The 16,454-nt window shown below is 70.2% G+C and carries 14 protein-coding genes, 2 tRNA genes and 1 rRNA gene; 2 read left to right on the forward strand and 15 right to left on the reverse strand.

Annotated elements, in window-relative coordinates:
* The 7 genes from CJ226_RS12235 to CJ226_RS12265 all read right to left on the reverse strand — a co-directional run.
* A 16S ribosomal RNA gene (locus tag CJ226_RS12235) occupies positions 1-165 on the reverse strand; the annotation flags it as partial.
* A gap of 492 nt (positions 166-657) precedes the next feature.
* Positions 658-2,010: an MFS transporter gene (locus CJ226_RS12240; RefSeq protein ID WP_257996646.1), complete on the reverse strand. Its 1,353-nt coding sequence runs from the start codon at positions 2,008-2,010 to the stop codon at positions 658-660.
* 42 nt (positions 2,011-2,052) lie between these two features.
* Positions 2,053-3,267, reverse strand: a complete 1,215-nt coding sequence (locus CJ226_RS12245) for an alpha-hydroxy acid oxidase (RefSeq protein ID WP_180964606.1) — start codon at positions 3,265-3,267, stop codon at positions 2,053-2,055.
* 151 nt (positions 3,268-3,418) lie between these two features.
* Entirely contained in the window at positions 3,419-4,147 is a 729-nt protein-coding gene (locus tag CJ226_RS12250; protein WP_102209339.1) for a GntR family transcriptional regulator, read from the reverse strand.
* A gap of 135 nt (positions 4,148-4,282) precedes the next feature.
* Positions 4,283-4,355, reverse strand: a tRNA-Ala gene (locus CJ226_RS12255).
* 91 nt (positions 4,356-4,446) lie between these two features.
* Positions 4,447-4,537, reverse strand: a tRNA-Ser gene (locus tag CJ226_RS12260).
* 45 nt (positions 4,538-4,582) lie between these two features.
* Positions 4,583-5,629 (reverse strand): hypothetical protein, encoded by a 1,047-nt coding sequence (locus CJ226_RS12265; protein WP_102209340.1) that lies wholly within the window; start codon positions 5,627-5,629, stop codon positions 4,583-4,585.
* Between the two features lie 176 nt (positions 5,630-5,805).
* Between CJ226_RS12265 and CJ226_RS12270 the strand changes: the two genes are divergently transcribed.
* A complete protein-coding gene (locus CJ226_RS12270; protein ID WP_102209341.1) occupies positions 5,806-6,588 on the forward strand; it encodes a hypothetical protein in 783 nt (260 codons plus the stop codon).
* A 3-nt stretch (positions 6,589-6,591) separates the two neighbouring features.
* Here the strand turns inward: CJ226_RS12270 and cydC are convergent, their stop codons facing one another.
* The 5 genes from cydC to CJ226_RS12295 are packed head-to-tail and all read right to left on the reverse strand — an operon-like array spanning position 6,592 to position 13,030.
* A complete protein-coding gene (cydC, locus tag CJ226_RS12275) occupies positions 6,592-8,259 on the reverse strand; it encodes a thiol reductant ABC exporter subunit CydC (protein ID WP_102209342.1) in 1,668 nt (555 codons plus the stop codon).
* The gene (cydD, locus tag CJ226_RS12280) at positions 8,256-9,914 is read right to left on the reverse strand and encodes a thiol reductant ABC exporter subunit CydD (RefSeq protein WP_102209343.1); all 1,659 of its coding nucleotides are present in this window, start codon (positions 9,912-9,914) and stop codon (positions 8,256-8,258) included. Before cydD ends, cydC begins: the two co-directional genes overlap by 4 nt.
* Entirely contained in the window at positions 9,911-10,939 is a 1,029-nt protein-coding gene (cydB, locus tag CJ226_RS12285; RefSeq protein ID WP_025105486.1) for a cytochrome d ubiquinol oxidase subunit II, read from the reverse strand. Before cydB ends, cydD begins: the two co-directional genes overlap by 4 nt.
* A 14-nt stretch (positions 10,940-10,953) precedes the next feature.
* On the reverse strand, positions 10,954-12,369 hold the full coding sequence (locus tag CJ226_RS12290; protein ID WP_025105485.1) for a cytochrome ubiquinol oxidase subunit I: 1,416 nt from the start codon (positions 12,367-12,369) through the stop codon (positions 10,954-10,956).
* Positions 12,356-13,030: a metalloregulator ArsR/SmtB family transcription factor gene (locus CJ226_RS12295; protein ID WP_025105484.1), complete on the reverse strand. Its 675-nt coding sequence runs from the start codon at positions 13,028-13,030 to the stop codon at positions 12,356-12,358. Before CJ226_RS12295 ends, CJ226_RS12290 begins: the two co-directional genes overlap by 14 nt.
* 100 nt (positions 13,031-13,130) lie before the next feature.
* Between CJ226_RS12295 and radA the strand changes: the two genes are divergently transcribed.
* Entirely contained in the window at positions 13,131-14,498 is a 1,368-nt protein-coding gene (gene radA, locus CJ226_RS12300; protein ID WP_102209344.1) for a DNA repair protein RadA, read from the forward strand.
* An 18-nt stretch (positions 14,499-14,516) separates the two neighbouring features.
* Here the strand turns inward: radA and CJ226_RS12305 are convergent, their stop codons facing one another.
* The 3 genes from CJ226_RS12305 to CJ226_RS12315 form a co-directional block, all read right to left on the reverse strand.
* A complete protein-coding gene (locus CJ226_RS12305; protein ID WP_102209345.1) occupies positions 14,517-14,936 on the reverse strand; it encodes a dehydrogenase in 420 nt (139 codons plus the stop codon).
* Positions 14,937-15,177: 241 nt separating this feature from the next.
* Entirely contained in the window at positions 15,178-15,822 is a 645-nt protein-coding gene (locus CJ226_RS12310; RefSeq protein WP_102209346.1) for a hypothetical protein, read from the reverse strand.
* A 61-nt stretch (positions 15,823-15,883) separates the two neighbouring features.
* Positions 15,884-16,384 (reverse strand): amino-acid N-acetyltransferase, encoded by a 501-nt coding sequence (locus CJ226_RS12315; RefSeq protein WP_025105480.1) that lies wholly within the window; start codon positions 16,382-16,384, stop codon positions 15,884-15,886.
* Positions 16,385-16,454 lie beyond the last annotated feature (70 nt).

Raw genomic sequence — 16,454 nt, forward strand, 5'->3', positions numbered from 1 at the left:
ACGCCGTTTCCAGCGCTTATCCCAGAGTCAGGGGCAGGTTGCTCACGTGTTACTCACCCGTTCGCCACTGATCCCACAGAGCAAGCTCCGTGTTCACCGTTCGACTTGCATGTGTTAAGCACGCCGCCAGCGTTCATCCTGAGCCAGGATCAAACTCTCCGTAAAAAGAAATTGCATACGAACCGGGGAAAAACCGGAACGCAGCGAGTTTGATGCTGACCAAAGAGACGAATTCATTGCTGACTTCATCCGTTGCCAACCCCACAAAGAGGTTGGTCTTTGATCCAAAGGAATTCTCACCCAGCCGAAGCTAGACGAGGATAATTTGGCATTTGACAAGTGCACGCTGTTGAGTTCTCAAGGATCGGATGCTCCCACGACCCAGCCATCACAACCAGGCCCGCAGGGCAACTTCTCTATCTTACCGATCTCGTTTCCGTTGTCAAGTCCGAGTTTCTTCGGCCTGACCGTGGGAACGGATCAGCATCCTTCATCCTGTTCACTCTGTGAGTGTGTGGGATTCGGGAGGTGTTCGATGCTTGACGGGAGCCGGTCCGAGGACCTCCGCTCAACCGTTTGGGGCGAACAGGTAATAACTTACGTGGGTTCCGGGCATCGGGCAAATCACCGCTGATTCCCGGGCGTGTCGCCCGCCCCTCAGTCCGCGGCCCTTCCCGTCGGCGCGAACCGGGAGGAGTCGGGGTGGTTCTCGGGCTGCAGGTCTCCGACGCGCTTCGGCGTCGCGACGACGGCCAGCAGCGACACCAGGCAGGCGCCGATGACGAACAGCACGACGAGCCAGAGGCCTCCCCCGGCGGCCGCGACGAGCGCCGTGGCGATGAGCGGGGTCGGGCCGGCGACCAGGGCGCCGTTCAGCTCCCGGGCCGTCGCGACGCCGGTGAAGCGGTACCGCGTCGGGAAGAGGTTCGTGAGGAACGTCCCGGTGGAGGCGGCGGTCGCCCCCACGGCGATGACGCCGAGGGCCGTCATCCCGAGAGCCGCCCACACCGGGTCGCCCGACTGCAGCGAGAGGAAGACCGGGTAGGTGAGGACGATCCCGGCGACAGAGCCGAAGATGACGACGCGCTTGGCGCCGAAGCGATCCACCGCGATCCCGCCGAGGACGGGTGCGAAGGCGGTGAGGAGCGAGGCGACGAGCACGGCGACCAGTGCCTGGACCCGGGGCATCCCGACCGTCAGCGTGAGGTAGCTGAGGGCGAAGGCGCTGAGCACGTAGTTCGTCACGTTGTGGCCGCACACGCTGAAGAAGCCGACGATGAGCTCGCGGGGGCTGCGGCGGAACAGCTCCGCCAGAGGCACCTTCGTCGCGGCCTGCTCGGCGTTCGCGACCGCGGCCCGGTACTCGGGTGTCTCCTCGAGGCGACGACGGATCCACAGCGCGAGGACGAAGAGCACGGCGGAGACCAGGAACGGGATGCGCCAGGCCCCGCCCAGCAAGACGTCCCCGGGCAGCATCGAGGCGAAGGTGAAGGCCAGCGTCGCGAGGAAGGCGCCCCCGGGAGCACCCGAGGTGACCAGTCCGATGACCCGGCCACGGCGGCGCTCGGGGGCGTACTCGGCGACGAGCGTGAGCGCGCCCGCGAGTTCCGCACCGGCACCGAAGCCCTGGACGAAGCGGAACAGGATCAGCAGGATCGGCGCCGCCACCCCGATCGCCTCGGCGGTCGGGAGGAGCCCGATCCCCACGGTCGCGATGCCCATGAGCACGATGGTCAGGATCATTGCCGGCTTCCGGCCGACCCGATCCCCGAGGTGGGAGATGATGAGGCCGCCGAGCGGCCGCACCACGAAGCCGACGGCGAAGGTCGCGAAGGCCAGCATCGAAGCGGAGGCCGGGATGACGTCCGGGAAGAAGAGCGGGCCGATCACCAGGCCGGCGGCGGCGCCGTAGAGCGCGTAGTCGTACCACTCGATGAGGGTGCCGAAGTAGGCGGCGGTGATCGCCCGCCTCGCCTGCGGGGTCATGGTGCGCTGCTGTTCGTGGGCCATGGGGTGTCCTTTCATCATTGAAAAGTGCTGGCGTGGTCGTGGCTATCCGGTCGGCGCGAGGACGGCAGTCCCCCGGCCGCGCAGCTCGGCGGTCGTGCGCACGCCGAGAAGCTGCATCGTCGACAGGGTCTCGTTCGCCACCAGGTCGAGCGCCCTCTCGACCCCCACCCGGCCGCCCGCCATCAGGCCGTACATGTATCCCCGGCCGAGGAAGACGAAGTCGGCTCCGCACGCGATCGCCGCCACCACATCGAGGCCGCTGCGGATTCCGGAGTCGAGCAGGATCGGCACATCGTCGCCGACGGCGGCGCGCACGGCGCCCACGACCTCGACGGGCGCGATCGCACGGTCGAGCTGACGACCGCCGTGATTGGAGACCCAGATGGCATCCGCGCCGGCGTCGATGAAGCGTTCGGCGTCGACGGCGGAGAGCACGCCCTTCACGACGATCGGCCCGCTCCAGTGTGTCCGCAGCCAGCGCACGTCGTCCAAGGACAGCGCGGGATCGAACATGCTGCCCACCACATCGGTGACGCGTCCGGAACGCGGGCCGAAGTTCGCCATGGCCGGAGCGTCGTGGGCCAGCAGATCGAGGGTCCAGGAGGGATGCAGTGCCGACTGCACGGCGGTGCGCAGGGTCAGACGCGGCGGCATCGAGAGCCGGTTGCGGTCGTCGCGGTACCGCTGTCCCGGCACGCGTGTGTCGACAGTGAGGACGAGGGTGTCGAAGCCGGCAGCGGCGGCCCGCTCGACGAGCGCGAGGGACGCGTCGCGATCGCGCCGCAGGTAGAGCTGGAACCAGCGCCGCGCGGCGGGTGCGGCGTCGGCGACGTGCTCGATGCTCCGCGTTCCCATCGTGGAGAGCACGAACGGCACGTCGCGGTTGGCGGCCGCACGGGCCCCGTCGGTCTCGCCGGCCGCACGCATGAGGGCGGTGAGGCCGATCGGGGCGACGCCGATGGGCATCGCGTGCTCGCGTCCCAGCAGGCGGGTGGTGAGCGTCGCCCCCGCGGCACTCTCGGTGACCGTGGGCACGAACCTCCGGCGGGCGAAGGCCGCCTCGTTGTCCCGAGCGGCCTGTTCGGTCACCGCGGCACCCTCGACGTAGTCGAAGACGAATCCGGGCACCCGTCGCTTCGCGAGCCGTCGCAGATCGTCGAGACAGCGCGCCTCCGCGACGCGCGTCGCCTCGGTGGGAAGGGCGGGCGGAGCGAAGCTCAACAGCTCGGTGAAGGTGCGGATGCGACGTCGCAACAAACCTGGATCCTCTCGGCAACTCCCATCGAGGCCGAAGAGCCGACCGCGGTGTCGGCACCACCATAGCTCCCAAATATCTTGGGCACAATAGCAATATTCCTCAGATATATCTGACGCGAGTGTGACGGCTTGCGCGTACGGCGAGGAGGGGTCAGGCCTCGAGGAACGCCTGGAGGACGAACTCCCGCAGCTCGACGAGGTGCCGGCGCATGGCCTCCTCGGCCGCCTGCGGATCGCCGGTGCGGATCGCCTCGAGCACCTGCTGGTGACCGTTGTTCTCGACGTCCGAGTGGATGCGCGCATCGATCGCCGGGATCAGATGATGACTCCGTGTCGTCTCGTCGAACAGGCCGCTCATGAGCGTCTTCGCCCGAGCGTTGCGCGCCGCGCCGAGGATGCACTCGTGGAACGCGCGGGCCGCGTCGGTCAGCTCCGCCGTGCCGGAGCCGCTGCGCTGCGCGTCCAGGATCGAGCTGAGCTCCTCGATGAAGGCCTCGCTGCCGTAGCGCGTCGCACTCGCGGCCATCGGCGGTTCAATGATCAACCGCAGGTCGAGCACCTCGCGCACCTCGTTGATACCCAGCGGGCGGACGACGTATCCCCGTCGGGGAAGGGCGACGACGAGCCCCTCGACGACGAGGATCTGGAGAGCCTCCCGCACCGGCGTCTTCGACACCCCGAACCGCGCGGCCAGTTCGGGTTCGATGACGACCTCGCCCGGGGCGAGCCGGGTGCGGACGATGTCGTCCCGGAGCGCCACGTACACCTTCTGCGTACGCGACAGCACCCGATTCTCCTCGCCGAGGGCCGCGGCACGGCGCTGGCTGTCGACGGCATGCGTATGCAGGGTCGAGCCGGATTCGCTGGGCGTCGCGTCCATGTCCTCAGCCTAGGGGCACCGGTTCGGACCCCTGCCGCCGAGCGGTCCCGTCGCGGCGATCGGATCAGCCCCATGCTCCAACGAAAGAACCTCGCCCCGCGAGCTGCGGGGCGAGGTTCTTTCGTTCTGTTCCTGTGGACCTAAGGGGATTCGAACCCCTGACCTCCTCGATGCGAACGAGGCGCGCTACCAACTGCGCCATAGGCCCGTGAACGACATCTACGTTATCACGCTCGCGATCCCGGACATGACGAAGGCCCCGCATCTCCGTGTTTCCAGGGGAGTCGGGGCCTTCGTGGTGGCGGTGACGGTGGGATTTGAACCCACGGTAGGGGGTTACCCTACACAACTTTTCGAGAGTTGCACCTTCGGCCGCTCGGACACGTCACCGCGGATCAGTTTACGACACCGGGGCCGAGCGCGCGAATCGGCGGGTCACCAGGCGATGGCGACCTCGGCGTGGGCGCGGAGGATGCCCTCCGTGGAGCCGGCGGGGGCGCGCCCGATTCCACACTCCGTGGCGACGCCGAACTCCGGCGCGAACGGGACGGCGGCCGCGATCCGGCGACGCGCACCCTCCGCGCCGTCCTCCCGGTGCACGAGGCCGAGGTAGAGCTCCTCGACCGGGGTGAGCTCCGCGAGCGGGGCGAAGTAGGCCTCGTCATCGTGGGCGATCGGCACGGGAAGGTGCAGCCAGGTGAGCGGACGGTGGGCCGCGGCGATGACGGCGTTGGCGTAGCGGACGAGGGAGCCGGCGTCGGTCGGCTCGAAGAAGTGCTTCTCCCCCGCGTCGCCGTAGCAGAGGTGCACGCCCACCTCGACGTCGTCCGGGACGGCGTCAACGAGGGCGGCGAGACGCGAGACGAGGCCGTCGAACGGGTCACCGGGCCACCACGCCTCCATGACGGCGCCGTAACCGGAGGCGCCCTCGATGATCCCCATCTCGCTCGCGACGTCCCACTGCACGGCGAGGTCGTCGTGCGGGATCGCGGCGAGGATCTCGTCGAGCTCGCGGAGCATCGCGGCGGTGTACACGGGCTCGATCGCGGCCCGGTCGTCGCCGTGGAAGAACGAGGAGATGACGGCGAGCGGGGTGGGCAGCGACACCTGGAACCGGGTGCCCGCCGGGATGGCCCCCTCCTCACGCAACCGGGCGAAGAGCCCGTACGACTCGATCGCCGCGGAGGCGTACCCCAGCGGAGGCAGCGCGATCGTCGCGGGATCCACGCCCTCGGCGATCCGGAGGCCCCGGGCGTCGATGCCGGCGGGGAACGGGATGGGCTCGTCGCCGATCCGCTCGATGCCGTCCGCCTGGCCGATGACGTCGGGCTGGAACATGATCCAGTGGAACCGTTTGCCCACCTCGCCGTCCGGGATGCGACGCAACCGGTCGCCCAGCAGCTCCGCCGCAGTGCGCATCGTCGTCTCGGCGTCGTCGAAGTTCACACTGCCCACGAGAAGGGCACCCTGGGGCTGCGTCATGGCCTCAGGATATCCCTCGCCGACCCACCCCCTTCCGGCCGAGCCACCCCTCTGCGTGCGGCCGGAAGGGGGTGGGACACACGCAAGGGGGTGGGTCGGCGAGGGGAGGTCGGGATTAGGATTGCCTAAGAACCCGCCGCCTCCGGGGGCAGAACGACGGGAAGGATGCAAGCAGCATGGGATTCATCACGTCTGCGGCGCTCGCCGAGACCGGATACGTGGTCCTCGACGACGAGACCACCCCTGTGGACCCGTCCGAGTGGCAGGACCTCGAGTACGTCGGCTGGCGCTCCTCCGGCGTCACCCGCTTCGCACCCCTGACGAGCTACGCGGGCGAGATCGACTGCAACGGCTTCTGGAACCACACGCCGCCGCGCACCGACAAGGACGGCGTCTGGATTCCCTCACAGGTCGCGATCGCCCCGACCCTGCAGCGCCGTGCCCTGGCCCCCGGCGCCGGCGTCGGCCGCTGCCGGGTCATCGAGCTCCAGCCGAACGACTACGCCGACGCGATCTACAACCTGCACCAGGACGACAACAACCGCCTCAACGAGCCGGGCACGGGATGGGTGGTCCGCGGGTATTACAACCTCACCGACGACACCGACTCGATGCTCATCCTCCGCTCCGACCGGTTCGACCCGGCCACCGAGGTGCGGCTGCCGCTGCGCGCCGGCTCCCGGATCATCGTCGACACGCAGCGCTTCTGGCATGCCGTGTGGCATCGCGGCACCGGCCCCCGGTACGCGCTCATCACCTCCTGGACCAGCGGTCCCGAGCTCGACGCGTACATCGCCGCGCACCACGGCGACCCGCATCCGCCGACGGTCGACCTCGACCCGCGTGTGGTCGACGAGGCCCAGGTCGAGATGCACCGCCGGATCGAGGAGCGCCGTCGCGCGTTCGAGGCGCAGGGCATCGTGATGGAGCCGCCCGCCGACATGAACCTCGTCGGCTGAGGCTCAGACCGTCCGGCCGCCCTCGATCCGCACGACCCGGTCGACCGTCCCCGCGGGCGGCGCCACGTGCGAGATGAGCAGCACCGACTGCTCCCCCGTGGCCTGCAGCAGGTCGCGCAGCAGAGCGTCCGAGGCCTCGGGGTCGACGCCCGCCGTCGGCTCGTCCAGCACGAGCACCGGGAAGCCGCGGAGCAGCGCGCGAGCCAGAGCGATCCGCTGCGCCTGACCGCCGGACACCAGCGCACCGCGGTCGCCCACCCGCGCATCGAGCCCTCCGCGCTCGCTCACCCACGCCGCGAGTCCCACACGGTCGAGCACGGCGAGGAGTTCTTCGTCGGTGGCGGTGTCCCTGGCGAAGAGGAGGTTCTGCCGCACGTCCTCGTCGAAGAGCTGCGGCTGCTGCTCGCACAGGCCGACGACGCGGCGCAGCGACGGTCCGGACAGCGCCGCCGCGTCGAGATCGCCGATCCGGTACTCGCCGTCCACGCGGAGGAAGCCCACGAGCGCAGCCGCCAGCGAGCTCTTGCCCGCCCCACTCGCCCCGGAGACGAGCACCCGCTCACCCGGCGCGAGGTCGAGGTCGACCCCGGTCAGCGCCGACGCCCCTCCGGGCCAGTGCGCCGTGGCTCCCCGCAGCGTGAGCGCGGGGACGCCGTCGACCGCGACGTCCTCCCCCGCGTCGGTCCGCAGCTCCGGCGGCATCCGTTCGGGCAGCACGTCCACGATGCGCTCCGCACTCGCGCGGACGCTCCGCCACGAGGCCGCCGCGATCGGCACGGCGCCGAACACCTCGAACACGACCATCGGCACGAGCACCGCGACCGCGAGCCACGGGGCGTCGATGGCTCCGGTGTCGAGGCCAGGGGCTGCCACCGCCAGTGCCCACACCGAGGCGGCGCCGGCCATCAGCGAGACCACTCCGGCCGCGACGGCCTGTGCGAGCGACGCGCGGCTGACGACCCGGCGCAGGGCGGCATCCGCGACGCGGATCCGCTCTCGGGCCTGCGCCTCCGCGCCGAACGCGAGCAGCACGTCGAGGCTGCCGAAGTAATCGACGAGGGCCGCGGACACCTCAGCCCGACGCGCCGACACCGCGGCCTCCGCACGGGAGCCGAAGATCCAGCCCAGCCCGACGGCGGCGAGCGCGGCGACGAGGAGGCAGACGGCGAGGGTCAGCGCGGCGGGCGGCGATACGAAGGCGAGGAAGCCGACGGCCCCCAGGGCGACGACGCCCGAGACGGCGAGCGGCTGCACGACCCGGAGCGGGAGGTTCTGCAGGTTCTCCACGTCGTCGACGAGCGCCGCGAGCACCTGACCCCGGTCCGTCGCGCCGAGGCCCGCCGGCGAGAGCGGGATGAGGCGGCGCACCATGTCGGACCGGGTCGTCGCGAGCTGCCGGAGGGCGGCGTCGTGACCGCTCAGTCGCTCGAGGTACCGCGTGACGGCCCTGGTCACGGCGAAGAACCGCACCCCGACGACTGCGATGGACAGCGGCACGAGGGAGTCGACGATCGACGCGCTCACGATCAACCAGCCGCTCACCGCGAGGAGGCTCACCGCGGCGGTCGCCGACAGCACACCCCAGATCAACCCGGGGAGGAAGCGGCGGAACGGTGGCTGCGCGAGCCGGAGCACCTCCCGGACCCGGTCGCTGCGGGTCGTCTCGTTCATGCGCTCACCCCCAGCGCCACGATCCGGTCGGCGATGTCCCTGGCCGAGCGGCGGTGCGAGACGAGCAGGACGGTGGCGCCGGCATCCGCCCGCGCGCGCAGCGACCGCCAGAGCCGCTCCTCTGTGTCGGCGTCGAGGGCGCTGGAGGGCTCATCGAGCGCGAGCACCCGCCCCGGCATTCCGTCGTGGCGGTACAGCGCCCTGGCCACCGCGACGCGCTGCGCCTGTCCTCCCGACAGCCCTGCGCCCTGCACACCCAGCACGCGGTCGGCCTCGATGCCCTCGGCGCACGCGGCATCGAGAGCCCGGCGCACACGGGCAAGGTCGGGAGCGGCGTCCCCGAGGGCGACGTTCTCCGCGACCGTGCCGCGCATCAGCCCCGGCGTCTGCCCGGCCCAGGCGAGCCAGTCGGACGGTGCGAGCTCGGCGATGTCCCGTCCGCCCCAGGTCGCCGTGCCCGTGGAGTCCGCCGCCCCGCGGAGGGCGGCGAGCAGACTCGACTTCCCGGAGCCGCTCGGCCCCTCGATCAGGGTCACCGACCCGGGCTCCGCGACGAACGACACCGGCGGAAGGTCTCGCACCCGCAGCCCCTCGACCACGAGTTCCCGTCCCGCCTGCACGACGTCGGCCCGACTGCCGGACGAGTCCACGGGGTTCGGTCGTGCATCCGTGCCGGGGTCGTGCGGGCGCATGCCGCCCCGGTCCCGGTCACGCGCCGCATCCAGCACGTCGAACACATCTTCCGTGGCTGCGACGCCCTCGGCCGCGGCGTGGAACTGCACGCCCACCTGACGGATGGGGAGGAACGCCTCGGGGGCGAGCAGCAGCACGAAGAGACCGACCTCCAGGCTCAGGTCGCCCGACAGCAGCCGGAACCCGACCGCGACCGCGATGAGCGCGACCGCGAGCGACGACAGCAGCTCCATCGCGAACCCCGACAGGAACGAGAACCGCAGCACCTTCATGGTCTCGCGGCGGTACTCGTCGGCGGTCAACTCGATGCGGTCGGCTGCCCGACGGTCCCGGCCGAACAGCCGCAGCGTCGACAGCCCCTGCACCGTGTCGGCGAAACGGGCGGCGAGGTGCTGCAGCGTCTGCCACTGCTTCTTCTGCACCGTGCGGGTCGCGATCCCGATGAGGATGAGGAAGAGCGGGATGAGCGGCAGGGTGATGACGGCGGTGAGTCCGCTCGGCCAGTCCTGCCACCACATGACCGCGACGAGCACCGGCGTCGCGATGACGGTGAGCACGAGCTGCGGGATGTACCGCGCGAAGTACGCGTCCAGGGCTTCCAGGCCGTGACCGGCGGTGACGGCGATCTGCGTCTGATTCCGCTGCGCGAGCCACCCGGGGCCGAGGCGTCCGACGGCCGCCACGAGCGCGGCCCGCAGCTGCATCCCGGTGCGGGCGGCGGCCTGCGTGCCCGCGGCGTCGGAGGCGGCGATGAGCAGACCCCGAAGGAGAGCGGCCCCGAGCAGCCAGACCAGGGTCACGGTGACGTCGCGCCCCGCGATCGCCCCGACGACCGCCTCGGTGAGAAGCCACGCGAAGGCGATCGTCACCGCGGTCTGGAAGACGCCGATCGCGGCCGACGCCAGGAGGAACCCCCGGGCGGCGGCCGCGTATCGGAGCAGCCTCGGATCGACGGGTTTCACGCGTGCGCCGGAGCCCCCTCGATCGACCGGCGGGTGACGCGCTTGCGGAACACCCAGTAGGTCCAGGTCTGGTACGCGATGACCAGCGGGAGGGCGATCAGCGCGGTCCAGCTCATGATCTGCAGCGTATACGGAGTGCTGGACGCGTTGGCGATCGTGAGACTGTACGCCGGATCGATGGTCGACGGCATGACGAACGGGAACAGGGCGGAGAACAGCATGACGACGGCGAACATGACCGTGAGCATGCCGGCGAAGAACGCCCACCCGTCGCGGCGGACGAGCGAGAAGCCGACCGCCGCGATCAGGCTAACCGCCGCGAGCGCACCGGCTCCGATGACGAGCCAGAGCAGCGGAGCCTCGCGGCCCATCGCGATCGCGACCGTCCAGATCACCGTCGCGGCCGCGACGAGGATCGTCGGGATGGCTGCCTTCTTCGCGAGCTTCTGCGCGTCCTCGTGCACCTGGCCGTCCGTCTTCAGCGCGACGAACAGCACGCCGTGCAGGAAGAAGAGCAGCAGGGTCGTCACGCCGACCAGCAGCGCGTACGGGTTGAGCAGCGAGAAGAAGCCGCCGACGTAGATGTGGTTCTCATCGATCGCCACCCCCTGCACGATGTTGCCGAAGGCGACGCCCCAGAGCAGTGCCGGGACGACCGAGCCGATCACGATCATCCGGTCGAAGCCCTGCTTCCACTTCCGGCTCTCCCGCTGATGGCGGTACTCGAACGAGACGCCGCGGAGGATGAGCGCGAGCAGGATGAGCAGCAGCGGCAGGTAGAACCCGCTGAACAGCGTGGCGTACCACTCGGGAAACGAGGCGAAGAGCGAGGCCCCGGCCACGATGACCCACGTCTCGTTGAGGTCCCACACGGGACCGATCGTGTTGATGACCTGTCGGCGCGACACGTCGTTCTTGCCGAGGAACGGCAGCGACATGCCAACACCGAAGTCGAACCCGTCGAGGACGAAGTAGCCGACGAACAGGAAGGCGACCACCCAGAACCAGATCGTTGCGAGATCCATGATGCTCGTTCCTCTCAGTACACGACCGACGGCAGCTGAGCCGTCTCCTCATGGGGCTGTTCGTCGGTGTCCGGCCCCTTCTGGGCGGCCTTGACGATCAGCCGGACCTCGACCACGGCCAGCGCGGCGTAGATCGCGGTGAAGGCGATCAGCGAGATCAGGACCTCGAGTCCGCTCACGCCGGGCGAGACGCCGTCGCGGGTGGACATCAGACCGAACACGATCCAGGGCTGTCGACCCATCTCGGTGAACACCCAGCCCATGATGTTGGCGGCGAGCGCGAGCGGGAACGACCAGATCGCGACCTTCCACATCCACGGCGCGACCGGCTTGGTGGCCTTCTTGCGGGTGACCCAGAGGCCGGCGACGGCGACGAGGGCGGCGGCCATGCCGAGGCCGATCATCCAGCGGAACGACCAGTACGTGATCCACAGGACGGGGGCGAAGTCGGTGAGACCGGTGCTCGCATAGGTCTGGGCGTACTCGGCGTTCAGGTCGTTGATGCCGTGCACACAGGCGTCGAGCGTGTGGGTCGACAGCAGCGACAGCAGGTACGGCACCCGGATCGAGAACAGCTCCGAGCTGCCGTCCGGCGTGCCCAGCGTGAAGATGCTGAAGGAGGCATCGGCACCGCAGACGGTGTTGAACGTCGCCTCGGCGGCGGCCATCTTCATCGGCTGCGCGGCGTACATCGCCAGACCCAGCTGGTCGCCCGTGAGCACGACGCCCGCGGTGGAGAAGATCATCGCCCAGAGGCCGAACTTCAGCGAGACGCGCATGGTGTCGAAGTGCTGCCCGCGGGCCAGGTGCCAGGCGGACACCGAGATGACGACACCGGCGGCGAACATGAGCGCGCCGAAGATCGTGTGTGGGAACGCGGCGAGCGCGACGGGGTTGGTCAGCAGCGCCCAGAAGTCGGTGAGCTCGGCCCGGTTGGTCACCTCGTTGTACGTGTAGCCGACCGGGTTCTGCATGAACGCGTTGGCGGCGATGATGAAGTACGCCGAGAGGATGCTGCCGATCGAGACGCACCAGATGGTGGCCAGGTGGATCTTCTGCGGGAGCTTGTCCCAGCCGAAGATCCAGAGGCCGATGAAGGTCGCCTCGAAGAAGAACGCCAGCAGGCCCTCGAAGGCGAGCGGGGCGCCGAAGACGTCGCCGACGAAGCGGGAGTAGTCCGACCAGTTCATGCCGAACTGGAACTCCTGCACGATGCCGGTGACGACCCCCATCGCGAAGTTGATGAGGAAGATCTTGCCGAAGAAGCGGGTGAGGTGCAGGTACTGCACCTTGCCGGTACGCACCCACGCCGTCTGGAAGATGGCGGCGACGAGCGCCATGCCGATCGTCAGCGGGACGAAGAGGTAGTGGTAGACGGTCGTCAGGCCGAACTGCCATCGGGCCAGGGCGAGCGGATCAAGCCATTCCATGAGCGACTCCCGTTCTGTTCGACGCCTGCGCGGCGGTGTCGCGCAGCTGCACGGTGCATTCGGAGGGCAGCGCGGCCTCGCGCACGCACTCGGCTTCGAGCGGACCCCCCGCTTCTGCCAGGATGCCCTGCATCAGCCCGAGATGCACCTGGCACAGCATCGGGCGGTCCTCCGGCCGGCCGGCCGCGTGCGGGCACGGGCTCAGATCGACGGTGAGACCGCGGTCGTCCACGACCGGCTCGAAGCCGCTCTCCTCCAGGTGCTCGACGAGGGCGTCGAGCTGGTAGGTGGCGTCCTTGCCGAGGGCGGTCCCGGTGCCGGGGAGGACGCTGCGGAGCAGGTCGCCGCGACGGGCGGCGGCCTTGGCCTTGTTCCGCGCGACCGGACTGGAGGCGTCCGGGGCTCCGGTGGCGGCGCGGTACAGCGTGCGCGGGCGCCCCCGGGTGGTGCGGTGCTCCACGGTCGGGATGACGTAGCCGCCCTCGATGAGCCGCTGCAGGTGCTCGCGTACGGTGTTCGGGTGGAGGCCGGTGGCCTCGCACAGGTCGCCGATCGCGAGTTCCCCGGAGGCACCGGAGTGCCCGGCCTCGAAGAGGAGGTGCAGGATGCGCACCCGGGAGTAGCTGGAGATCGGCCCGCAGACGGACCCGCCGTTGGACATGTCTCAATTATCGGCCGGGGCCGGGGGCTGCCGGGGGAACCGGGCCGTGAATAATCGCCTGGTCGATAGGGATGTCTGATCCCGCCGATAGCCTGGGGGCATGGCCACCCGGAAACCCGCTCCCCCCGCGTACGTCTGCACCGAGTGCGGGTGGACGACGGCCAAGTGGGTGGGCCGATGCGGGGAGTGCCAGCAGTGGGGCACGGTCCAGGAGCAGGCCGCGCAGACCGGGATCCTCCGTCGTGTGAACGCGCTCGCACCGACCGCCGATCGCGCGGCGCGGCCGATCACGCAGATCACGACGCAGGACGCGCCGCGCCGCACGAGCGGGGTCGGCGAGTTCGACCGGGTGCTGGGCGGCGGCATCGTGCCGGGGGCCGCGATCCTCCTCAGCGGTGAGCCCGGCGTCGGCAAGTCCACCCTGCTGCTCGAGGTCGCTGCGCAGGCGGCGCGGAGCGGGCGCCGGGTGCTCTACGCGAGCGCCGAGGAGTCGCCAGCCCAGGTGCGCCTGCGGGCGGAGCGGACGGGCGCCCTGCACGACGAGCTCTACCTCGCGAGCGAGACCGACCTCGCCACCATCCTCGGCCACATCGACGAGGTGCGGCCGCAGCTCGTCATCGTCGACTCCGTGCAGACCGTGTCGTCGTCGCTCACCGACGGCGCGGCCGGTCAGCCCAGCCAGGTGCGGGAGGTCGCCGCGACCCTGATCCGGGTGGCGAAGGAGCGCGATCTTCCGATCATCATCGTCGGCCATGTGACCAAGGACGGTCAGGTGGCGGGGCCCCGGGTGCTGGAGCACCTCGTCGACGTCGTGTGCCACTTCGAGGGCGACCGGCAGACCTCGCTGCGATTCATCCGTGCCCTCAAGAACCGCTTCGGTCCCACCGACGAGGTCGGCTGCTTCGAGATGACCGGAGACGGCATCGCCGAGGTGCCCGACCCCTCCGGCCTGTTTCTGTCGCAGGGTGCCTCCGAGCCGGGGACCTGCGTGGCCATCTCCCTCGAGGGCCGTCGCGCCCTCCCCGTCGAGGTGCAGGCGCTCACCGTGCCGAGCAACGCGCCGAACCCCCGGCGCATCGTGCACGGCCTCGACTCCTCGCGGGTGGCCATGGTGCTGGCGATCCTCGAGCGCCGGGCGGGCGTGCCCACCGGCAGCCTCGACGTCTACGTGTCCACGGTGGGCGGGGTGCGGTTCACGGAGCCCGCCGCCGATCTCGCCATCGCGATCGCCGTCGCCGGGTCCATCCAGATGATCTCGGTGCCGCGCACGGTCGCCGCCGTCGGCGAGCTCAGCCTCGCGGGCGAGGTGCGGCCGGTGACGCAGGCGGCGCAGCGGCGCTCCGAGGCCGCCCGGCTCGGCTACGAGCAGGTGGTGGACGACCGCTCGAAGACCCTGCGCGCGGCGCTGGGCGACGTCAGGGCGCGGAACAGCGCCCGTCGCCCCGACCGCGACATCCCGCCGTTCTGAGTCGGAGGGGCGCCCGGGTCAGGCGTCGAGCGCCTTGAGCAGCTCCACCGGGTCGGCCTGCATCGGGTGAGGCCCGGCGATGTCGAGGAACACAGTCGTGATCGGGTGGGCGGAGAGGAACGCGCGCAGCCAGGCGGCGTCGTAGATGCCGACCCCGGGCGGCAGGTTGGCGGGCTTGTTCTTCGCGTCGCTGAAGAGCAGCAGGGCGAGGTCACCCGAGTTCGGGTCCCGATAGGTCCACACCTCGCCGCTGTCGAGCGGATTGTCGCGCGCTCCCGGCTTGATGAGCGGGACGACGGTGGTGCCGTGCCGCAGCGCGAGGGCCACCGCGGCGACGTCCTGCTTCTCGAGGGCGAGCGCCAGAGCCTCGGACCGGAAGTCCTCGGGCGCCAGCTTCTTCTTCGCGCTCTTCCCGGACTTCGCCTTCTTCGCTGCCATGCTTCCAGCTTAGGCATCGGGGCGGCGCGGCGGCGCCGGGGAAAGATTGGGGCCCTCTCGAGTCCTCCATTGGGGACTGGGGTACTCGAGAGGGCCCTCGGACTCTCGAGCGGCGGTGTCGAAGCGCTGGGGACGCTGTAATTCGACGCCACTGGGGATGGCATGGTGCCGCATAGCGGGAGAGTCACCTCTATGGTATCCCAAAGACCGGGCCCTGTCAGCACAAGTGCCCGTCGCGCGCTCAGAACAGGAGGAATTGGGTGGTCGTGGCGCTGGGGAACCCGCCGATCGAGACGCCCACGTGGTACGAGGCGCCGCCGCCGGGAGCACGCTGCCGGTTCTCCTGCGCGCACGTCTCGACGCTGGACCGGGTGCGATCCCAGACGACCGGCTCCTTGCTCACCACGGTGGACCCGGCGGTGAGCGTGGCGATCATGCTGCTGGGGTTCTCCTGGCAGTCCGTCGAGCGCCACCACTCGTCCGAGCCGCTGGAGATCGTGAACACCTGGGTGGTGGAACCGACGTCGATCGTGCAGTCCCTCGTGCCCTTGTTGGTCAGGGAGATGGAGAGCTTCGGCAGAGCGCCGTCGGGATAGGACTCCGCATCCGTGACGGCCGTGACCTCGATGTCCTTCGCCTCGCAGGGGACGACGGCCGGAGTGGCATCCGCCGACGGCGAGGGGGCGGGCGAGGCCGATCCGGACGGCGTGGGCCCCGGGGAGGCGGAGGAGGTCGGTGCGGGTGCCGGCTCCTGCGCGCCCGTGGACGCCCACGGCCGGGCGATGAGGAGCCAGACGGACGCGCCGACGATCGCGAGGACGAGGATCAGCCCGAGCAGTACCGCCAGACGCCGACGACGGTACACGGCGGCGGAGTGACGGGGCATGCCTCCAGGTTAAGCGATCCCCCTCCGCGAGCCTGGGAGGCGCGAGGCGGTGGTCCGGGGCTCAGAGCACCTTGAGCATGCGGGTGTTGCCGAGCGTGTTCGGCTTCACGTGCGCGAGGTCGAGGAACTCCTCGACGCCGGCGTCGCCGCTGCGCAGGAGCTGCGAGTACACGTCCGGATCGACGACCTGCTCCCCGATCGGGGTGAAGCCGCGACGCCCGAAGAAGTCGACCTCGAACGTGAGGCAGAACAGGCGGGTGAGCCCGAGCGACCGCGCGTTCTCCTCGAGCCGCTCGACGATCGCCCGACCGACGCCGTGGTGGAGCCAGTCGTCGCGGACGAGCAGGGTGCGCACCTCGCCGAGGTCTTCCCAGATCACGTGCAGGGCGCCGCAGCCGATCAGCTCCCCGTCCGCCTCGGCGACGACGAACTCCTGCACGGCGCCGTAGAGCACGGCGAGATCCTTGCCGAGCAGGATGCGCTGCTCCACCATTGGCTGGAGCAGGTTCCGGATGCTGACGATGTCGGCGCTGCGGGCCGGCCGGACGATGTACGCGCTCACCCGACCAGCCTAGGACCCGCTCCTCCCGACGACTCCCAGACGCGGCGGAGTGGGGACGACGAAGGGGCGG

This window comes from Microbacterium sp. UMB0228, assembly GCF_002871415.1.
Lineage (GTDB): Bacteria > Actinomycetota > Actinomycetes > Actinomycetales > Microbacteriaceae > Microbacterium.